The following is a 17412-nucleotide window of genomic DNA, read 5'->3' as shown; positions in this document are numbered from 1 at the left end:
CATAACTTCGAACGATTGTTTGGGGAGTTCATGAGCATCAAGGGCCAGGCCTATGTGATGGGCGCGTACGAGCATCCGCTCCGCGACGCGCCCGACACCTCCACCCCGCAGCTGCACGCCGAGTGCGCCATCGGCGCCCTGAAGGACGCGGGACTCAGCCACGACGACGTGGACGGCTACTTCTGCGCCGGCGACGCGCCGGGCTTCGGCGGCCTGTCGATGATCGACTACATGGGCCTTCGGAACGTCCGGCACCTGGACTCCACCGAGACCGGCGGCTCCTCCTACATCGTGCACGTCGGCCACGCCGCCCAGGCGATCGCCGCGGGCAAGTGCAAGGTGGCGCTGATCACCCTGGCCGGCCGGCCGCGCAACGGCGGCAACCGGCCCGGCGCCAGCATGCGCGGCGGCCCGGCCGGCGGCGGCGCCCTGACCGATGGCCCGCCCGAAGCCGGCTTCGAGAACATCTACGGCGGCTCGACGCACAACACCTACGGCATGTGCGCCATGCGGCACATGTACGAGTACGGCACCACCTCCGAGCAGCTGGCCTGGATCAAGGTCGCTGCGTCCCACCACGCCCAGTGGAACGAGCACGCCTTCCTGAAGAACGTGGTCACCGTCGAGGAGGTGGTGAACTCGCGGATGATCTCCGACCCGCTGCACCTGCTGGACTGCTGCGTGGTCACCGACGGCGGCGGCGCCCTGATCGTCACCTCGCCGGAGATCGCCAGATCGCTCAACCGGCCGAAGGTGCGGGTGCTGGGCGCGGGCGAGGCGCCGAAGGGCCCCATGGGCGGCCACGACCTCGACCTCACCCATTCCGGCGCCGTCTGGTCGGGCCCGCGGGCGTTCGAGGAGGCGGGCGTGACGCCGGCCGACATCAAGTACGCCTCGATCTACGACAGCTTCACCATCACCGTGCTGATGCAGCTGGAGGACCTCGGCTTCTGCAAGAAGGGCGAGGGCGGCAAGTTCGTGGCCGACGGCAACCTGATCTCTGGCGTCGGCAAGCTGCCGTTCAACACCGACGGCGGCGGCCTCTGCAACAACCACCCCACCAACCGCGGCGGGATCACCAAGGTGATCGAGGCGGTGCGCCAGCTCCGCGGCGAGGCCCATCCGAAGGTGCAGGTGCCCAACTGCGACCTGGCCATCGCCCACGGCACGGGCGGCTCCCTCGGCCTGCGCCACGGCTCGGCGACCGTGATCCTGGAACGGGAGGCGTAAGAGATGTCCGAAGTGATGACCCGCCCCGTCCCCGCCCCGCCGGTGACCATCGAGTCCAAGCCCTTCTGGGACGCGGCCCGCGAAGGCCGGTTCCTGATCAAGCGCTGCGTTCCCTGTGGCAAGGCGCACTGGTACCCGCGCAACATCTGCCCCCACTGCCTCTCCGCCGAGACGGTGTGGGAGGAGAGTCCGGGTGAGGGGGTGGTCTACACCTTCTCGATCATGCGGAAGTCGCCGACCGGTCCCTACGCACTGGGCTACGTCACCCTCGACGAGGGTCCGGCGGTGCTCACCAACTTCGTCGACGTGACGCCCGAGGACCTGAAGATCGGCATGCGGGTGAAGGTGAAGTTCCAGGACACCGAGGGTGGTCCGCCCGTGCCGGTGTTCGTGCCGGCCTAGGGCTCCAGGCAGGCGTCGGCCGCCATCTTCGCGATCAGCCGCTCGGCCTGGTGGGGGCGGCTGATCCGGTGCTTCTCGAGGTGCGCGAGGCGGGGATCGGCGAACAGGGCCTGGTACTGCAGGCGGCGGCGCTGGAAGGTGTCCCACGCCCAGCGGATGGGATGCTCGCGGTCCAGCCAGCGGCGGAAGTCCTCGCGGTTGCCGGTGCCGGGCCACAGCTCCCGGCCGCCGGCGGCGCGGACGAAGGAGCGGCGGATCACCCGCGCCATCACGAGGCGCCGCGGGTAGTCGAGCCAGATCAGGTGCGTCGCCTTGGGCAAGGTGCGGCCGAGCGCGGCGCGGTAGTTGCCGTCCGTCACCCAGCGCTCGGCGCGGATCGCCTCGTCCACGCGGCGCTCGAAGTCGCCGGGCTCCACGGCCGAGCGGTTGGTCCAGTTCGGGCCCCAGTTCAGGGCGTCGAGCTCGATCCGCGTCAAGTCGCAGGCCGCGGCGAGCCGGGCGGCGAAGGTCGACTTTCCGGCACCCGAGCTGCCGATGACGACGGCGCGCACCTCACGCCTCCTCGCCCTCGCTCACCTCGGCCAGGACCTCGTCGGTGTGCTCCCCGAGCCTCGGTGGGTGGCGGCGGATGTTGGCGGGGCTCTTCGAGAACTTCACCGGCGGCTTCATCGAGCGGTAGCGGCCGGCCTCCGGGTGCTCGTAGACCTCGAAGAAACCCACCGCCTTCAGGTGCGGCTCGTCGTGCAGGTCGTCCAGGCGGTTGGTCTTCACCACCGGGATGGAGAGCGGCTTCAGGAGGTCCAGCCACTCCTGGGTGGTCTTGGTCGCCGCCGCCTCTTCCACCAGGGCATAGAGCTCGTGGGTGTGCTTGGCCCGCGTGGCGTAATCGGCGAAGCGCGGGTCGCTCTTGATCTGCTCGCCGAAGCCGGCGGCGTCGAAGAACTGGTCCCACTGCTTGTCGGTGTACGGCAGCAGGCCGATGTAGCCGTCCTTCGTGGCGAATGGCTTGCGATAGGGATTGATCACCCGCTGATAGCCCCACTGGCCGATCGGCGGCTCCCAGGTGTGGTCGTAGAGGTGCTCCACGAGCAGGAAGCTGGTCACGCACTCCAGCATCGGCACCTCGACGAACTGACCCTCACCGGTGCGGGCGCGGTGCAGCAGGGCCGCGGTGACCGCCTGGGCCATGAACAGGCCCGAGACCTTGTCGGCCACCAGGGTCGGCAGGATGCGCGGCGTCGGGTTGCCATCCGTGCGCGGAAGGACGTCAGCGAGGCCCGAGGCGGACTGGATCAGGTCGTCGTAGGCAGGCTCCCCCGCATAGGGTCCGTCCGAACCGTAGCCGGCGGCGTGGACGTAGACGATGTCGGGCTTGATGGCGGCGACGTCCTCGTAACCCAGGCCCAGGCGCTTCAGCCCCTCGTAGCGGACGGAGGCGGCGAACACGTCGCAGGACTTGATCAGCCGGCGGATCGCGCGCCGCGCGCTCTCCTGCTTCAGGTCGACCACCACCGAGCGCTTGTTGCGGTTGATGGTCAGGAAGATGGGGCCCATGTCCCGGGGCGTCCCGTCCGGCACGTGGCCGGCCCAGCGCATGATGTCGCCGCCGGAGCCGCGGCCCGAGCCCGGGTCCTCGATCTTGATCACGTCCGCGCCCTGATCGGCCAGGATCTGGGTGGCGTAGGCGCCGTTGACCACGCTGGTCAGGTCCAGGACCCGGATTCCCTTGAGCGGGCCGGTGGCCTCCTTCGCCAGAACCTTGCCTTCCGCCACGTCCGCCCTCCCCTCTCCGCCATCGCCGGTTATGATCGGCCAATAGACCAGAGTGACCCCGGGGGAGGCCAGTGGACTTCGAACTCTCCGAAGAGCACCGCATGCTCAAGGACCTCGTCGCCCGTTTCGTGCGCGACGAGCTGATGCCGCTGGAGGCCGGAGTCATGGCCCGCGAGGCCGAAGGCCAAGGCGCCTACCTCGCCCCAGAGGAACACGCCCGCCTGGACAAGGTCGCCGGCGAGCTGGGCCTCTTCGGCCTGGACGCGCCGGCGGACGTGGGCGGCTCCGACCTGCCGATGACCGCCATGGTGGGCGTCGAGGAGGAGATCGGGCGCTGCGTGACGCCCTACACCCTGCCGCCGGACAGCCCCAACCTGCGCATGCTGATGCAGACGGTGAACGAGCGGCAGCGGGCGGCCTACCTCGCCCCCTATGTGGCCGGCGAGACGGTCTCGGCCATCGGCATCTCCGAGCCGGGCGCAGGCTCGGACCCGGCGGCCATGACCACGCGGGCGGTGCGAGACGGCGACCACTGGGTGATCAACGGCCGCAAGATCTGGATCACCCGAGCGCAGGACGCCGACTTCACCATCCTGATGGCGGTGACCGATCCGGAGAAGAAGGCCCGCGGCGGGATCACCGCCTTCCTGGTGGACAAGGGGACGCCGGGCTTCAACGTACTGCGCCGGATCCCCATGGTGGGCGGTCAGTATACGTACGAAATCGCGCTGGAGGACTGCCGGGTCGAGGGCTGGAAGCTGCTGGGCCAGGAGGGCGCGGGCTTCGCGCCGATGCAGACCAGGCTCGGCACCCGGCGCATCCAGATGGCGGCCTGGTCGGTGGGCATGGCCCAGCGGGCGCTGGACATGCTGGTGGAGTACGCCCCGCAGCGGAAGACCTTCGGCGCACCCCTGTCGGAACGGCAGGCGATCCAGTTCTGGGTGGCCGAGGCGGCCACCAAGATCCACGCGGCCCGGCTGATGACCTACGACTGTGCCTGGAAGCTCGACCAGGGCCGCGACGTGCGCAACGAGATCAGCATGATCAAGTGGTACGCGACCGAGATGGCCTATGAGACGGTGGACCGCGCCATGCAGGCGTTCGGCGCCATGGGCGTCACCAAGGAACTGCCGCTGGCGCTGATGCAGGCCAAGCTGCGGACCATGCGCATCTACGACGGCCCCACCGAGATCCATAAGTGGGTGGTGGCCCGCAACCTTCTGGGGACCCGCAAATGAAGCCCTCCTACGGCGAGAACGTCACCACGGCCACGGACGGGCACGTCGCCATCGTCACCATCGACCGGCCGCCCACCAACTTCGTCTCCGTCGACCTGGTCCGCGACCTTGCCGAGGCGCTGGAGGCGGCCGACGCCGCCGACCAGGTGCGGGCGATCGTGCTGCAGGCGGAGGGCAAGGCCTTCTGCGCCGGCGCCGACCTGGCCCGCTCCGACGACCGGGTGGCGATCGGCATGGAGGGCGTCTCGGCGCTCTACCAGCAGGCGGCCCGGCTGTTCGCCATCGAGACCCCGATCGTGGCGGCGGTCCAGGGCGCGGCGGTGGGCGCGGGCCTGGGCCTGGCGGTCTGCTGCGACTTCCGGATCGCCGCGCCGGAGGCGCGTTTCGCGGCCAACTTCGTCAAGCTGGGCTTCCACCCGGGCTTCGCGCTGACCCACACCCTGCCGCGCCTGATCGGCGAGCAGCGGGCGCACCTGATGTTCCTCACCGGGCGGCGGATCAAGGCCGACGAGGCCCTGGCCTGGGGGCTGGTGGACCAGCTCGTGGCGGCCGAAGACCTGCGCGGCGCGGCCCTCGCGCTGGCCCGGGAGATCGCCGAGAACGCCCCGCTGGCGGTGGCCGCCACGCGGAAGACCTCGCGCGCCGGCCTGCTGGAGGCCGCCCGGGCGCAGATGGCCCACGAGCACGAGCAGCAGACGATCCTGCGGGCCACGGAGGACTTCGCCGAGGGGGTGCGCGCCGTGAACGAGCGGCGGGCGGGGAACTTCACGGGGCGCTAGCCCTCGCTGAACCTCGTGCCGGCGGCGCGCTCACACTCCGCGGCCAGCTCCCGAAACAGCAGGGAGAGGATGACGAGCGCGCGGCCCTCCACGTCGGGGGCCTCGGCGCCCGGATGCCAGTCGACCACCATGTCGAACGCGAGCTCGGGGACGAGCGCGTTGCGGGCCAGCACGCTGACCGTCGCCGCGCCCGGATCGCCCGGCTTGGCGCGGGCGGTCACCAGCCAGCGGAGCTGTTCGTTGGTGTGGGTCATCAGCCCTCCACCGGAGCCGGCGGACGGGGGGCAAGGGCCGCGGCCTCGCGCGCCAGGGCGGTGATCCGGCCCCAGTCGCCGGCGCGGACGGCCTCGGTCGGCGCGACCCAGCTCCCGCCCACGCAGAGCACATTGGGGAGCGCCAGGTACTCCGCCGCATTGGCCGCGCTGACCCCGCCCGTGGGACAGAACTTCGCCTGCGGGAAGGGACTGGCGTAGGCCTTCAGGGCCCCCGGGCCGCCGACCACATTGGCCGGGAACAGCTTGAAGCATTCGAAGCCGGCGGCGAGCCCGGCCATCATTTCCGTGGCGGTGGCGATCCCGGGCAGCAGGGGAACGGGGCCGTCGGCCGCCTCGCCCTCGATCAGGCCGGGGCTGACCACGAACTGGGCCCCGACGTCGGCGGCGGCCTGGCGCATGGACGCCGTCAGCACCGTGCCCGCGCCCACCACCGCCCCCTCGATCTCGCCGGCCACGCGGGCGATGCATTCGGCGGCGACGGGGGTGCGCATGGTGATCTCGAGCACCGACAGACCGCCCTCCACCAGGGCGCGGCCGAGCGGCACGGCGTGGGCGACATCGTCGATGATCAGGACGGGGATGACCGGCGCACGGATGAGGATGTCCTGGATCTTCATAGCCGCTCCATCTGCGCCAGCTCGCGCGCCGACCCGACGATCGCCGGATAGGGGTGCAGCACGAGCGAGGTGGGGATCTGCCGCACGTAGTCGGCCAGGCGGCCCTTGTCCTCGAACCGGGCGCGGAAGCCGCCGCGGTCGAGCCGGTCGCCCAGCCGGGGCGCGATGCCGCCGGAGATGAACACGCCGCCGCGGGCGCCGAAGGTCAGCGCCAGGTCGCCGGCCACCGAGCCCAGGATGCCGCAGAACCGGTCGAGGGTGCGGTCGGCCAGGGGGTCCCCGCCGTTGCCGGCCTCGGTCACCTCGCGCTGGTCGGCGAGCGGCGCGGGCGTGCCCTCGATGTCGCCGAGCGCACGGTAGAGGTCGAAGAGTCCCGGGCCCGACAGCAGCCGCTCGACCGACACCCGGCCGTAGCGCGCCTGCAGCCGCCGCCAGACCTCCACCTCCACCTCGTCGGTGGGCGCGAAGGCGGCGTGGCCCCCCTCGGTGGCCACCGAGACGTCGCCGCGGTCGGCGCGGGCGAGGCCGGCGACGCCGAAGCCGGTGCCGGCGCCCAGGACCACCATCGGGCAGTCCGAGCCGCCCTTCAGCTTCGGCCCGATGGGCTTCAGCTCCTCCGGGTCGAGCGTCGGGCAGGCCAGCGCCTGAGCCGCGAAGTCGTTGAGCAGCTTCACCGCCTCGAAGCCGAAGTCGGCGATCAGGTCGCCCTCGGAGATCTGCCAGTCGAGGTTCGTGAACTCGATCTCGCCGTCGACCACGGGCCCTGCGACGGCGATCACCGCGCGGGGCGGGCGCTTTCGGCCGCAGGTGGTCTCCAGGTACTCGCCGATCACCTCGGTGATGGTCGTGTAGTCCTTGGCCGGGAAGATGCGCGGATTGCGGATGTGGCCCTGGGCGTCCACCACGGCGAAGCGGGCGTTGGTGCCGCCGACATCGCCCACCAGTCCGACATAGCTGGGCTTCACTAGGCGGCCTCGAACAGGGCGCAGGCGCCGGCGTCGGCGGGACCGGCGGCGCGGCGCATCCAGCCGAACAGCTCACGGCCGTAGCCGAAGCCGGACGGCCGGGCGGCGGCAGGGGTGCGGCTCATCAATTCGTTCGCTTCCACCTTGATCGTCAGCTCCCCGGTGACCGCGTCCAGCCGGATGATGTCGCCGTCGCGGACGTAGGCCAGCGGACCGCCATCGGCGGCCTCCGGCGTCATGTGGATGGCGGCCGGCACCTTGCCCGAGGCGCCCGACATCCGGCCGTCCGTGACAAGGGCGACCTGATAGCCCTTGTCGAGCTGGACGCCCAGAGCCGGCGTGAGCGAGTGCAGCTCCGGCATGCCGTTGGCCCGCGGTCCCTGGAAGCGGACCACGGCCACGAAGTCGCGGTTGAGCTCGCCCCGCCTGTGGGCGGCGAGAAGGTCGTCCTGGTCGTCGAACACCAGGGCCGGCGCCTCGATCACCAGGTGCTGCGGCTTCACCGCAGAGGTCTTGATGACGCCCCGGCCGAGCGGGCCCCTCAGCAGGCGCAGGCCGCCCTCGGCCTGGAAGGGGTCGTCCACGGGCCTGAGCAGGTCGCGGTCGAGGGACGCCGCCGTCCCCTCGCGCCAGACCAGCCGGTCGCCGTCGAGGAAGGGCTCGGCCGTGTAGCGCCGCAGGCCGGGGCCCGCGACGGTCATGACGTCCTCGTGGACGAGACCGGCCTCGAGGAGCTGGCGGATCACATAGGCCATGCCGCCGGCGGCGTGGAAGGCGTTCACGTCCTCCGAGCCGTTGGGGTAGACCCGGGCGATCAGCGGGGTGATGCGGGAGAGGTCGTCGAAGTCCTCCCAGGTGATCACGACGCCGGCGGCCCGCGCCATCGCCACCAGATGCAGGGTGTGGTTGGTCGAGCCGCCGGTGGCCAGCAGCCCCGCCAGGGCATTGACGACGCTCTTCTCGTCGAACACGGCCGACATCGGCGTGTAGTCGTTGGTCCCGTCGCGGATCTCCACCGCCCGGCGGGCGGCGGCGGCCACCAGCGCATCGCGCAACGGAGTGTTGGGCTGGATGAAGGCGGAGTTTGGCAGGTGCAGGCCGGTCATCTCCATCATCATCTGGTTGGAGTTGGCGGTGCCGTAGAAGGTGCAGGTGCCGGGGCCGTGGTAGGACTTCATCTCCGAGTCCAGCAGCTCCTCGCGGGTCGCCTTGCCCTCGGCGTAGAGCGCCCGCGTCCGGGCCTTCTCGGCGTTGGAGATGCCCGAGGTCATCGGCCCGCCGGGGACGAAGATGGTCGGCAGGTGGCCGAAGGCCAGGCCGCCCATGGTCAGGCCGGGCACGATCTTGTCGCAGATGCCCAGCATCAGGGCCGCGTCGAAGGCGTCGTGGGTCAGGGCCACCGCCGTCGACATGGCGATGACGTCCCGGGAGAACAGCGACAGCTCCATGCCCGGCCGCCCCTGGGTGACACCGTCGCACATGGCGGGCACGCCGCCGGCGAACTGCGCCGTGGCGCCCACCTCGCGGGCCGCGTGCTTGATGATCGCCGGGAAGCGCTCCAGCGGCTGGTGGGCCGAGAGCATGTCGTTGTAGCTGGAGACGATGGCCACGTTCGGGGCGGTGGGGTCGCGCATCCGCTGCTTGTCGCCCTCGCCCACGGCGGCGAAGGCGTGGGCGAAGTTGGCGCAGGACAGCTTCGCCCGGCCGGGACCGGCGTGCCGGGCGGCGTTCATCCGCTCCAGGTAGTCAGCCCGGGTGGCGCGGCTGCGCTCGACGATGCGTTCGGTGACCTCGGCCGTGACCGGATGCATGGCGCTACCTCTCGTGGCTTGCCGTGTCCCGCAAGGCGGACGCGGCGTACTCGAAAACACCTAAACGCATCCGTTTCACGAATGCTCGGGCGCCCAGAGGACGCGGACGGGAACCCGGTCCTGGGCGAGGAGCGCCCTCACCGGCAGATCGGCTCCGGCCTGGGCGCGGGCGACCACCTCGCGCTTAGCGTCCCCGGCGATCAAGAGGAAGATGGCGCGCGCCTGCAGCAGGGCTGCCAGCGTGAGCGTGATGCGCGGCAGGGGCGGCGAGCCGAGGCCCGCGGGAACGGGGCGGGTGAGCGCCTGGCCCGCGGGATCCAGGCCCGCGGCGAGGCCGGGGTCACCCGGGATCAGGGAGGCCACGTGCCCGTCCTCGCCCATGCCCAGCAGGACGGCGTCGAACGGCAGCAGGGCCCGCAGCGCGGCTTCGGCGGACTCCGGCCACAGCGGGATGAAGTGGGCCTTGGCCGGCTCGCCCCTGAGCAGGCGCTCCCGCACGAGGCGGGTGTTCGCCTCCGGCGCGTCGGGCTCCACGCAGCGCTCGTCGGAGAGGGTCACGATGATCCGCGCCCAGTCGACCTTCGCCCCCTGCAGGGCGTCGTAGACCGCGCCGGGCGAGCGGCCGCCGGTGGCGACGAGGCTTGCCCGGCCGCGGGTGCGCAGGCCCTGCGCCAGGGCGGCCTCGACGCCGTGCGCGGCGGCCTCGGCCAGGGCGCCGGCGGAGGGATAGGTTTCCAGCATGCCCCTGCTCAACGCGCCAGCCGGCCGCTAGCGCCGCGGAGTGTGGGCGAGCCGCAGGATGTTGGCCGCCCCGGGCGAGCCCATGGGCAGGCCGGCGAGGATCAGCACCCGCTGGCCGGGCGGGGCGAGTTCGGTGGCGACCGCCTGCTCCACCGCCACCCGGGCCAGATCCTCCGGGTCGAACAGCTCGGGGACGATGCGCGGCTCCACGCCCCAGGCGAGCGCCAGGCGGCGCGCGGTGTTGAGGCTGGGGGTCAGGGCGAGGGTCGGCTGCAGCGGCCGTTCCCGCGACAGGCGCAGCGCCGTCTGGCCGGTGGTGGTGAAGGCCGCCAGGCAGGCGGTGGAGGCGGCTTCCGCGGCCCGGCGGGCGGCGGCCACCAGGGCGTCGGCGTCTGCGTCCTCCACGGGATATTCGGCGCGCATCAGCTCGGGCCAGCGGGGGTCGTGCTCCACCCGGGTGATGATGCGGTCCATGATCGACACCGCCTCGATCGGATAGTCGCCCACCGCGCTCTCGGCCGACAGCATCAGGGCGTCGGCGCCCTCGTACACCGCCCCGGCGACGTCGGAGGCCTCCGCCCGGGTGGGGGTCGGCGACTTGGTCATGGATTCCAGCATCTGGGTGGCCACGATCACCGGGATGCCGCGCAGGCGGGCGGCGCGGACGAGCTGCTTCTGGACCACCGGCACGTCCTCGGGCGCGAGCTCCACGCCGAGGTCGCCGCGGGCGACCATGATCGCCTCGGAGAGGTCGAGGATCTCGTCCAGCACCTCCAGGGCCGCCGGCTTCTCGATCTTGGCCAGGACGCCCGCGCGGCCCTGCACCAGGCGGCGCAGCTCGGCCATGTCGGAGGCCCGCTGGACGAAGGAGAGCGCCACCCAGTCCACGCCCTGGTCGAGGGCGAAGGCCAGGTCCTTGCGGTCCTTCTCGGTGAGCGCCGGGATCGGGATGGCCAGGCCCGGCAGGTTCAGGCCCTTGTGGTTGGAGAGCTGCTCGCCCGCCTCGACGATGGTGTCCGCGAAGTCGGGGCCGTGCTTGGTCACCCGCAGCCGGACCTTGCCGTCGTCCAGCAGCACCACGGCGCCGGAGCGCAGGGCCGCGAACACCTCCGGATGCGGCACGCCGATGCGTGCGGCGTCGCCGGCGGCGGCCTTGAGGTCGAGCCGCAGGCTCTGCCCCGCCTTCAGCCGGATCACGCCGTCGGCGAACTCGCCGAGCCGCAGCTTCGGCCCCTGCAGGTCGGCCAGCACGGCCAGCGGCCGGCCCACCGCCGCCTCGGCCTTGCGCACGGACTGGATCGCCCGGGCGTGGTCGGCGTGGCTGCCGTGGCTGAAGTTGACCCGGAAGACGTCCGCGCCCGCCTGGGCGAGCTCGCGGATCTTGCCGGCCTCGCGGCTGGCGGGTCCTAAGGTCGCGACGATGCGGGCGCGTCGGGCTCGGATCATCCGGCTAACTTCCGTCTGCTCTGGTGGGGTCAGCCGTCGAGAACGCGCGAGCGACTCGTCCGGCTTCCGGAGCCAAGGTTATCAAGGCACGTTTAGCCCGCGTCGAGCGGAAACGGGGCTCCGCCCGGTATCGATACCAAAGAGAAGGGATCCCAAGGCTTGGGCCAGACACTCGACCTGTTCCCCATTGGAAACTGCACCGCCAGCGCCCTCATCGACCGCGCCGGCCGTTTCGTCTGGGCCTGCGTGCCTCGGGTGGACGGCGACCCGTTCTTCTCCGCCCTGCTCGGCGGCGGCGACCCGGGCGACGAGATCGCCCAGGGGGTGTGGGACATCCAGGCCGAGGACCAGGCGGAGGTTCGGCAAGGCTACCTGCGCAACACGCCGATCCTGCGCACCGAGATCGCCGACCGCTCGGGCGCCCGCCTCGAGATCATCGACTTCTGCCCCCGGTATCGCCAGCTCGGCCGGGTCTATCGGCCCCTGGCCTTCATCCGGCTGATCCGGCCGCTGGCGGGCACGCCGAGAATCCGCATCCGCCTGCGGCCGACGGCCAACTACGGCGAGCACGCCACCGCCACGACGGCGGGCTCCAACCACATGCGCTTCGTCGGGCCGGAGATGACGCTGCGGCTCACTACCGACGCTCCCATCAGCCACATCGGCGAGGAACGGACATTCCGGCTGGAAGAGCCGATCGCCATGTTCCTTGGTCCCGACGAAGGCTTCGATTCCGACGTCGCCACCACCACCGCCCGGATGCTGCGCGAGACCACCGACTACTGGCGCAGCTGGGTCCGCACCCTGTCCACGCCGCTGGAGTGGCAGGAGGCGGTGATCCGCGCGGCGATCACCCTGAAGCTCTGCGCCTACGAGGAGACCGGGGCCATCGTCGCGGCGCTGACCACCTCCATCCCCGAGCACGCCGACGAGAGCGGGCAGGCCCGCAACTGGGACTATCGCTACTGCTGGCTCCGGGACGCCTACTACGTGGTTCAGGCGCTGAACCGGCTGGGCGCGGCCGACATGCTGGAGAACTACCTCGTCTACCTGCGCAACCTGGTGGACCAGGCCCGCAAGGGGGACGAGGCGCCGGTCTATGGGGCGGCGGGCGCGGGCGGGCTGGGGCCCGCCACGGTGGTGGACAAGAGCCGCGCGGGACACGTCCAGCCGGTCTACGGCGTGGGGCTCGAGCCCGTGCTCACCGAGTGGGTGGCGCCGCACCTGCCGGGCTATCGCCGGATGGGGCCCGTGCGGGTGGGCAACCAGGCCCACGAGCACCTGCAGCACGACGTCTACGGCCAGATCGTGCTCTCCACCGTCCAGGCCTTCTTCGACCAGCGCCTGCTCCGCCCCGCCACCGTGGACGACTTCCGCGCGCTGGAGCCTATCGGCGAGCGGGCCTTCGAGCTGCACGACAAGCCGGACGCCAGTCTCTGGGAGTTCCGCGGCCGGGAGGCGGTGCACACCTATTCGTCGGTGATGTGCTGGGCCGCCTGCGACAGGCTCGCCAACGCCGCCGAGAAGCTCGGCCTCTCGGACCGGGCCAAATACTGGGACGGCCGCGCGGCGCGGGTGCGCGAGACCATCGAGACCCGCGCCTGGAACGCGGAGCTCGGCCGCTACGCCGCCACCTTCGGCGGCGACGAGCTGGACGCCTCCCTGCTCCAGCTCGTGGACGTGCGGTTCTGCCCGCCGGACCATCCGCGCATGGTGGCGACCATGAAGGCCGTGGAGGAGGGTCTGCGCCGAGGCCCCTTCATGCTGCGCTACGCCATCCCCGACGACTTCGGGGAGCCGAAGACGGCCTTCAACTTCTGCACCTTCTGGCTAATCGAGGCCCTGCACCTGTCGGGCCGCTCGGAGGAGGCGCGCGAGCTGTTCGAGGAGATGCTGGGCCGGCGCACGGCCGCGGGCCTGCTGTCGGAGGACATCTCCTTCTCCGGCGACGGGGAGCTGTGGGGCAACTATCCGCAGACCTACTCGCTCGTCGGCCTGATCAACTGCGCGACCCTGCTGTCGCGGCCCTGGTCGAGCGTGCGGTGAGGAGGCGCGGGGAACCTTCGCGCTCCTCAGCGGTAGAGGTCCTATGAGCGAGGACTTCACCAAGGGCCACGGGAGCCCCGAGGAGCTGCGCGCCGCGGCCGAGGCCGCCGACGCCTTCATCAGCCGCATCCAGGAGAAGGTCGCCGACCGCCTCTCCAGGCCCGACGACTTCGACGAGAAGCAGGCCTTCTACGACATCGTCGAGATGCTGGAGACCTCGCAGGAGATCACCGTCCTGCGCATGGCGCTCGGGCGCGACCCGCACCGTTTCGGCGAGCCCACGCCGCTGAGCCGGGCCAGCCACACGGGCTAGGCCTCAGTCGTACCAGGCCCGGCCGGCCCGCTCGATCAGGGCAAAGGCGCCCGCGGGGCCCCAGGAGCCGGCGGCGTAGGGCTTGGGCGTGAGGCCGGCTTCCTTCCAGGCGTCGGCCACCCCGTCCACCCAGCGCCAGGCCTCCTCCACCTCGTCGCGGCGGACGAACAGGGTGGAGTTGCCGAGGATGACGTCCAGCAGGAGCCGCTCGTAGGCGATCCGGCGGCGCGCGCCGGGCCCCTCGTAGGCCTTCAGCAGCGACAGCGACAGCGGCAGGGACTGCAGGCGGATGCCGCCCTGGGTGATGCCGGGCGCCTTGTTCATGAGGAGGAGCTCGATGTCCTCGTCCGGCTGCAGGTCGATGACCAGCCGGTTGGGCGTGAGGTCGTCCTTGGCGGCGTTGCCGAAGATCGAGTGGGGCACGCCCTTGAACTGGATGGCGATCTGGGTGCGCCGCTCGGGCAGGCGCTTGCCGGTGCGCAGGAAGAAGGGCACGCCCGCCCAGCGCCAGTTGTCGATGTCGGCCCGGAGCGCCACAAAGGTGTCGATGTCGGAAGCCTCGCCCCGCTCCTCCTCGTAGCCCTTCGCCGCCTTTCCGCCCACGACGCCCGGCGTGTACTGGCCGCGGATCGAGGCCGCCTGCGCGTCGGCTCGGGTGAAACGGCGGAGCGAGCGCAGCACCTTCACCTTCTCGTTGCGCACCGAGTCCGGCTCCATGTCCGCCGGCGGCTCCATGGCGACCAGGCAGAGGAGCTGCAGCATGTGGTTCTGCAGCATGTCGCGCAGCGCGCCGTACTCGTCGTAGTAGGGCCAGCGCTCGCCGACGCCCTCCGTCTCCGCCACGGTGATCTGCACGTGGTCGACGGTGAGGTTGTTCCAGAGCGGCTCGAACAGGGTGTTGGCGAAGCGCAGGGCGATCAGGTTCTGGACCGTCTCCTTGCCCAGGTAGTGGTCGATCCGGAAGATCCGGTCCTCGTCGAAGACCGCCCCGACCGAGACGTTGATCACGCGGGAGGATTCCAGGTCGCGGCCGATCGGCTTCTCCAGCACGATGCGGCTCTCGTCGATGGCCAGACCGGCCGCGGCCAGGGCCACGCAGACGCGGCCATAGAGGCTGGGCGAGAGCGCCAGGTAGAAGATCGGCGCCCGGGCGCCCTCCAGGTGCGGCTTCAGGGCGGCGACGCCCTCGGCCGAGGTGGCGTCGGCGGCCACGTACTGCACGCGGTCGGAGAACCGCTTCCAGACCGTCTCGTCCAGGCCTTCGGGGCGGGCGGCGAGGTCGCCATGCACCATGTCGAGGAACGCCTCGCGGGTCATGTCCGAGCGGGCGGTGGCCACCAGCCGGAAGCCCTCGGGCAGGAAGCCGTCGGAATCCAGGAAGTAGAGCGATGGCAGAAGCATGCGCCGGGCGAGGTCGCCGGCGCCGCCGAACAGCACGATCACGTCGGCCTGCGGCGTCTCAGCCATCGGCTTCACCTCTTCTGAGTCGGGATTGGACGGCGCGCATAGCGGCGGCTGGATAATGCAACGTCAAGGGGCTTCGCGAGTTCTTCCAGTGTTGATATGGCGCCGCCTGGGCCGGGCGGCGGCTTTGCGCGTGGGAGCGGGGGCGCCGTACTTCATGACCTTCGAGGAGCTGACCATCGGACTGCCGGCGCCCAAGCCCTTGCTGCTGGCCGAGGCGGCCCTGTTCCTCGACCTGGACGGCACGCTCGCCCCCATCGCCTCACGGCCGCAGGACGTGCGCGCGGAGCCGCGCCGAACCCGGCTCGTGGAGAACCTCGCCCGCGCCATGGACGGTCGTCTGGCGGTGATCAGCGGGCGAACCCTCGCCGACGTGGACCGCATCCTGGAGGGCCGCGTGATCTCGGTCGCCGCGGTGCACGGTCTCGTCCGCCGGGAACCGGACGGCACGGTGCACGAGGCCGCGCCGCACCCGGCCCTGCCCGAGGCCTCCAGGCGCTTCCGCGAGTTCGCCAGCCGGGACTCCGGCCTGATCGTCGAGGAGAAGGGGCTGAGCGTCGCCCTCCATTACAGGCTGGCGAAGGCCCACGGCGGACCGGCGCGCCTGCTCGCCGACGAGATCGCCGCTGGGACCGGCCTCACCCTGCAGCACGGCGACATGGTGGAGGAACTGCGCACGCCGGGCCCCACCAAGGGCGACAGCGTCCGCGACTTCCTGGACCAGCCCCCCTTCGCCGGCGCCCGACCGATCTTCATCGGCGACGACGCCACCGACGAGCACGGCTTCGAGGCGGTGGCGGGCGCCGGCGGCCTCGGCATCCTGGTGGGCCCGCCGCGGGAGACCGCGGCCCGTTTCCGCCTGGCTGGCGTGGAGCAGGTCCTGGCCTGGCTGGAGGCGGCGCTTTGAGCCGCCTGATCGTCATCTCCAACCGGGTCCAGCCGCCCGGCGGCAAGGGCGACGAGAGCGTCGGCGGCCTGGCCATGGCGCTGGCCGCGGCGCTGCGCGAGTACTCCGGCCTGTGGTTCGGCTGGAGCGGGAAGACCACGCCCAAGTTCACCGGCCAGCTGTCGATGCAGAAGATCGACGGGGTCACCGCCGCCACCATCGACCTCGAGGAGGCGGACTACGACGAGTACTACAACGGCTACGCCAACAAGACGCTGTGGCCGCTGTTCCACTACCGCTCCGACCTGACGGCCTACGACCGGGCCTATGGCGAGGGTTACGAGCGGGTGAACCGCCGCTTCGCCGAGACGCTGCGGCCGCTCATCGAGCCGGACGACCTTATCTGGGTCCACGACTACCACCTGATCCCGCTCGGCCGGGAACTGCGGCGGCTGGGCGTGAAGAACCGGATGGGCTTCTTCCTGCACGTGCCCTGGCCGGCCCACCAACTGGTCACCACCCTGCCCGGCCACCGGCAGCTCGTGCAGGCGATGTTCGACTACGACCTGGTGGGCTTCCAGACCGCCGAGTACCGGCAGGCGTTCGAGGAATATGTGCTGGCCGAGGCGGAGGGCGAACAGCTCTCGCCGGGTTGCCTGAAGGCGTTCGGCCGGACCCTGCAGGTCGGCGCCTATCCGATCGGCATCGACGCGGCCGATTTCGCGCGGATGGTGACCTCGCCGAAAGCCAGGCGGATGCGCGACATCATGATTGCCTGCACCGTGTTCCGCCGGCTGATCGTGGGTGTCGACCGGCTGGACTATTCCAAGGGCCTGGAGGAGCGGTTCCTCGGCTTCGAGCGGCTGCTGGCCGACAACCCGGACCTGCGGCGGGAGGTCCTGATGCTGCAGATCGCCCCCGTCAGCCGTGAGGGCGTGGAGGCCTACCAGGAGATCCGCGGCCGGCTGGACGCGCTCTCGGGCCGGATCAACGGCGAGTTCGCCGACGTCGACTGGCAGCCGTTCCGCTATGTGAACAAGAACTACCGCCGCGACGAGTTGGCCGGCATCTATTCGGCCGCCCGGGTGGGGCTGGTGACGCCGCTGCGCGACGGCATGAACCTGGTGGCCAAGGAGTTCGTGGCGTCGCAGAATCCGGAGGACCCCGGCGTCCTGATCCTCTCCCGGTTCGCGGGCGCCGCGCGGCAGATGCAGGAGGCCCTGCTGGTCAATCCGAACAGCCCCGAAGAGGTCGCCGACGCGCTCAAGCGGGCGCTTGTCATGGAGAAGCCGGAGCGAATCCGCCGCTGGCGCGCTCTCTTCGACAACGTGGAGCGCGAGGACGTCACCGCCTGGCGCGACGCCTTCGTCACCGCGCTGGCGGGCGTCCAGCCGAGGGTGACGGCGCTGGCCAGCTGAAGGAGCCC

At 71.3% G+C, this 17412-nt stretch carries 17 protein-coding genes; 8 read left to right on the top strand and 9 right to left on the bottom strand.

What is annotated here, in order from left to right:
- Positions 1-30 precede the first annotated feature (30 nt).
- Positions 31-1230: a thiolase domain-containing protein gene (locus tag VM685_RS07915; protein ID WP_325459580.1), complete on the top strand. Its 1200-nt coding sequence runs from the start codon at positions 31-33 to the stop codon at positions 1228-1230.
- Positions 1231-1233: 3 nt separating this feature from the next.
- Positions 1234-1632 carry a Zn-ribbon domain-containing OB-fold protein gene (locus tag VM685_RS07910; RefSeq protein ID WP_325459579.1) on the top strand — a complete coding sequence of 133 codons (399 nt, stop codon included), beginning with the start codon at positions 1234-1236 and terminating at the stop codon, positions 1630-1632.
- On the opposite strand, the gene VM685_RS07905 is transcribed toward VM685_RS07910, so the two are convergent.
- Both VM685_RS07905 and VM685_RS07900 read right to left on the bottom strand, forming a co-directional pair.
- Positions 1629-2183, bottom strand: coding sequence for a hypothetical protein (locus tag VM685_RS07905; RefSeq protein ID WP_325459578.1), 555 nt, complete (start codon positions 2181-2183; stop codon positions 1629-1631). The two genes, VM685_RS07910 and VM685_RS07905, sit on opposite strands and share 4 nt — an antisense overlap.
- 1 nt (position 2184) lies before the next feature.
- Positions 2185-3405, bottom strand: coding sequence for a CoA transferase (locus tag VM685_RS07900; RefSeq protein WP_325459577.1), 1221 nt, complete (start codon positions 3403-3405; stop codon positions 2185-2187).
- A 71-nt stretch (positions 3406-3476) separates the two neighbouring features.
- On the opposite strand from VM685_RS07900, the gene VM685_RS07895 reads away from it, so the two are divergent.
- Both VM685_RS07895 and VM685_RS07890 read left to right on the top strand, forming a co-directional pair.
- Complete coding sequence (locus VM685_RS07895; protein ID WP_325459576.1) at positions 3477-4643, top strand: acyl-CoA dehydrogenase family protein; 1167 nt, start codon at positions 3477-3479, stop codon at positions 4641-4643.
- Positions 4640-5422, top strand: coding sequence for an enoyl-CoA hydratase/isomerase family protein (locus tag VM685_RS07890; RefSeq protein ID WP_325459575.1), 783 nt, complete (start codon positions 4640-4642; stop codon positions 5420-5422). The genes VM685_RS07895 and VM685_RS07890 overlap by 4 nt, the downstream gene beginning before the upstream one ends.
- On the opposite strand, the gene VM685_RS07885 is transcribed toward VM685_RS07890, so the two are convergent.
- The 6 genes from VM685_RS07885 to pyk form a co-directional block, all read right to left on the bottom strand.
- The gene (locus tag VM685_RS07885; RefSeq protein WP_325459574.1) at positions 5419-5676 is read right to left on the bottom strand and encodes a hypothetical protein; all 258 of its coding nucleotides are present in this window, start codon (positions 5674-5676) and stop codon (positions 5419-5421) included. The genes VM685_RS07890 and VM685_RS07885 overlap by 4 nt on opposite strands.
- Complete coding sequence (eda, locus tag VM685_RS07880; RefSeq protein ID WP_325459573.1) at positions 5676-6314, bottom strand: bifunctional 4-hydroxy-2-oxoglutarate aldolase/2-dehydro-3-deoxy-phosphogluconate aldolase; 639 nt, start codon at positions 6312-6314, stop codon at positions 5676-5678. Before eda ends, VM685_RS07885 begins: the two co-directional genes overlap by 1 nt.
- Positions 6311-7279: a glucokinase gene (gene glk / locus VM685_RS07875; RefSeq protein ID WP_325459572.1), complete on the bottom strand. Its 969-nt coding sequence runs from the start codon at positions 7277-7279 to the stop codon at positions 6311-6313. Before glk ends, eda begins: the two co-directional genes overlap by 4 nt.
- On the bottom strand, positions 7279-9090 hold the full coding sequence (gene edd, locus VM685_RS07870) for a phosphogluconate dehydratase (RefSeq protein WP_325459571.1): 1812 nt from the start codon (positions 9088-9090) through the stop codon (positions 7279-7281). Before edd ends, glk begins: the two co-directional genes overlap by 1 nt.
- Positions 9091-9165: 75 nt before the next feature.
- A complete protein-coding gene (pgl, locus tag VM685_RS07865) occupies positions 9166-9831 on the bottom strand; it encodes a 6-phosphogluconolactonase (protein ID WP_325459570.1) in 666 nt (221 codons plus the stop codon).
- Between the two features lie 27 nt (positions 9832-9858).
- Positions 9859-11277 carry a pyruvate kinase gene (gene pyk / locus VM685_RS07860; protein WP_325459569.1) on the bottom strand — a complete coding sequence of 473 codons (1419 nt, stop codon included), beginning with the start codon at positions 11275-11277 and terminating at the stop codon, positions 9859-9861.
- 159 nt (positions 11278-11436) lie between these two features.
- Between pyk and VM685_RS07855 the strand changes: the two genes are divergently transcribed.
- Together VM685_RS07855 and VM685_RS07850 are read left to right on the top strand one after the other, a co-directional pair.
- Positions 11437-13323, top strand: a complete 1887-nt coding sequence (locus tag VM685_RS07855; RefSeq protein ID WP_325459568.1) for a glycoside hydrolase family 15 protein — start codon at positions 11437-11439, stop codon at positions 13321-13323.
- Positions 13324-13366: 43 nt separating this feature from the next.
- On the top strand, positions 13367-13636 hold the full coding sequence (locus VM685_RS07850) for a hypothetical protein (RefSeq protein ID WP_325459567.1): 270 nt from the start codon (positions 13367-13369) through the stop codon (positions 13634-13636).
- A gap of 3 nt (positions 13637-13639) precedes the next feature.
- On the opposite strand, the gene zwf is transcribed toward VM685_RS07850, so the two are convergent.
- On the bottom strand, positions 13640-15103 hold the full coding sequence (gene zwf, locus VM685_RS07845; RefSeq protein ID WP_325459566.1) for a glucose-6-phosphate dehydrogenase: 1464 nt from the start codon (positions 15101-15103) through the stop codon (positions 13640-13642).
- Positions 15104-15257: 154 nt separating this feature from the next.
- On the opposite strand from zwf, the gene otsB reads away from it, so the two are divergent.
- Together otsB and VM685_RS07835 are read left to right on the top strand one after the other, a co-directional pair.
- Entirely contained in the window at positions 15258-16007 is a 750-nt protein-coding gene (gene otsB / locus VM685_RS07840) for a trehalose-phosphatase (protein WP_325459565.1), read from the top strand.
- Positions 16004-17404, top strand: coding sequence for an alpha,alpha-trehalose-phosphate synthase (UDP-forming) (locus VM685_RS07835; protein WP_325459564.1), 1401 nt, complete (start codon positions 16004-16006; stop codon positions 17402-17404). The genes otsB and VM685_RS07835 overlap by 4 nt, the downstream gene beginning before the upstream one ends.
- Positions 17405-17412 lie beyond the last annotated feature (8 nt).

The organism is Phenylobacterium sp., assembly GCF_035539035.1.
GTDB lineage: Bacteria > Pseudomonadota > Alphaproteobacteria > Caulobacterales > Caulobacteraceae > Phenylobacterium.
The sequence above is the reverse complement of the archived record's forward strand: the minus strand, read 5'-3'. Positions and strand labels throughout refer to the sequence as shown.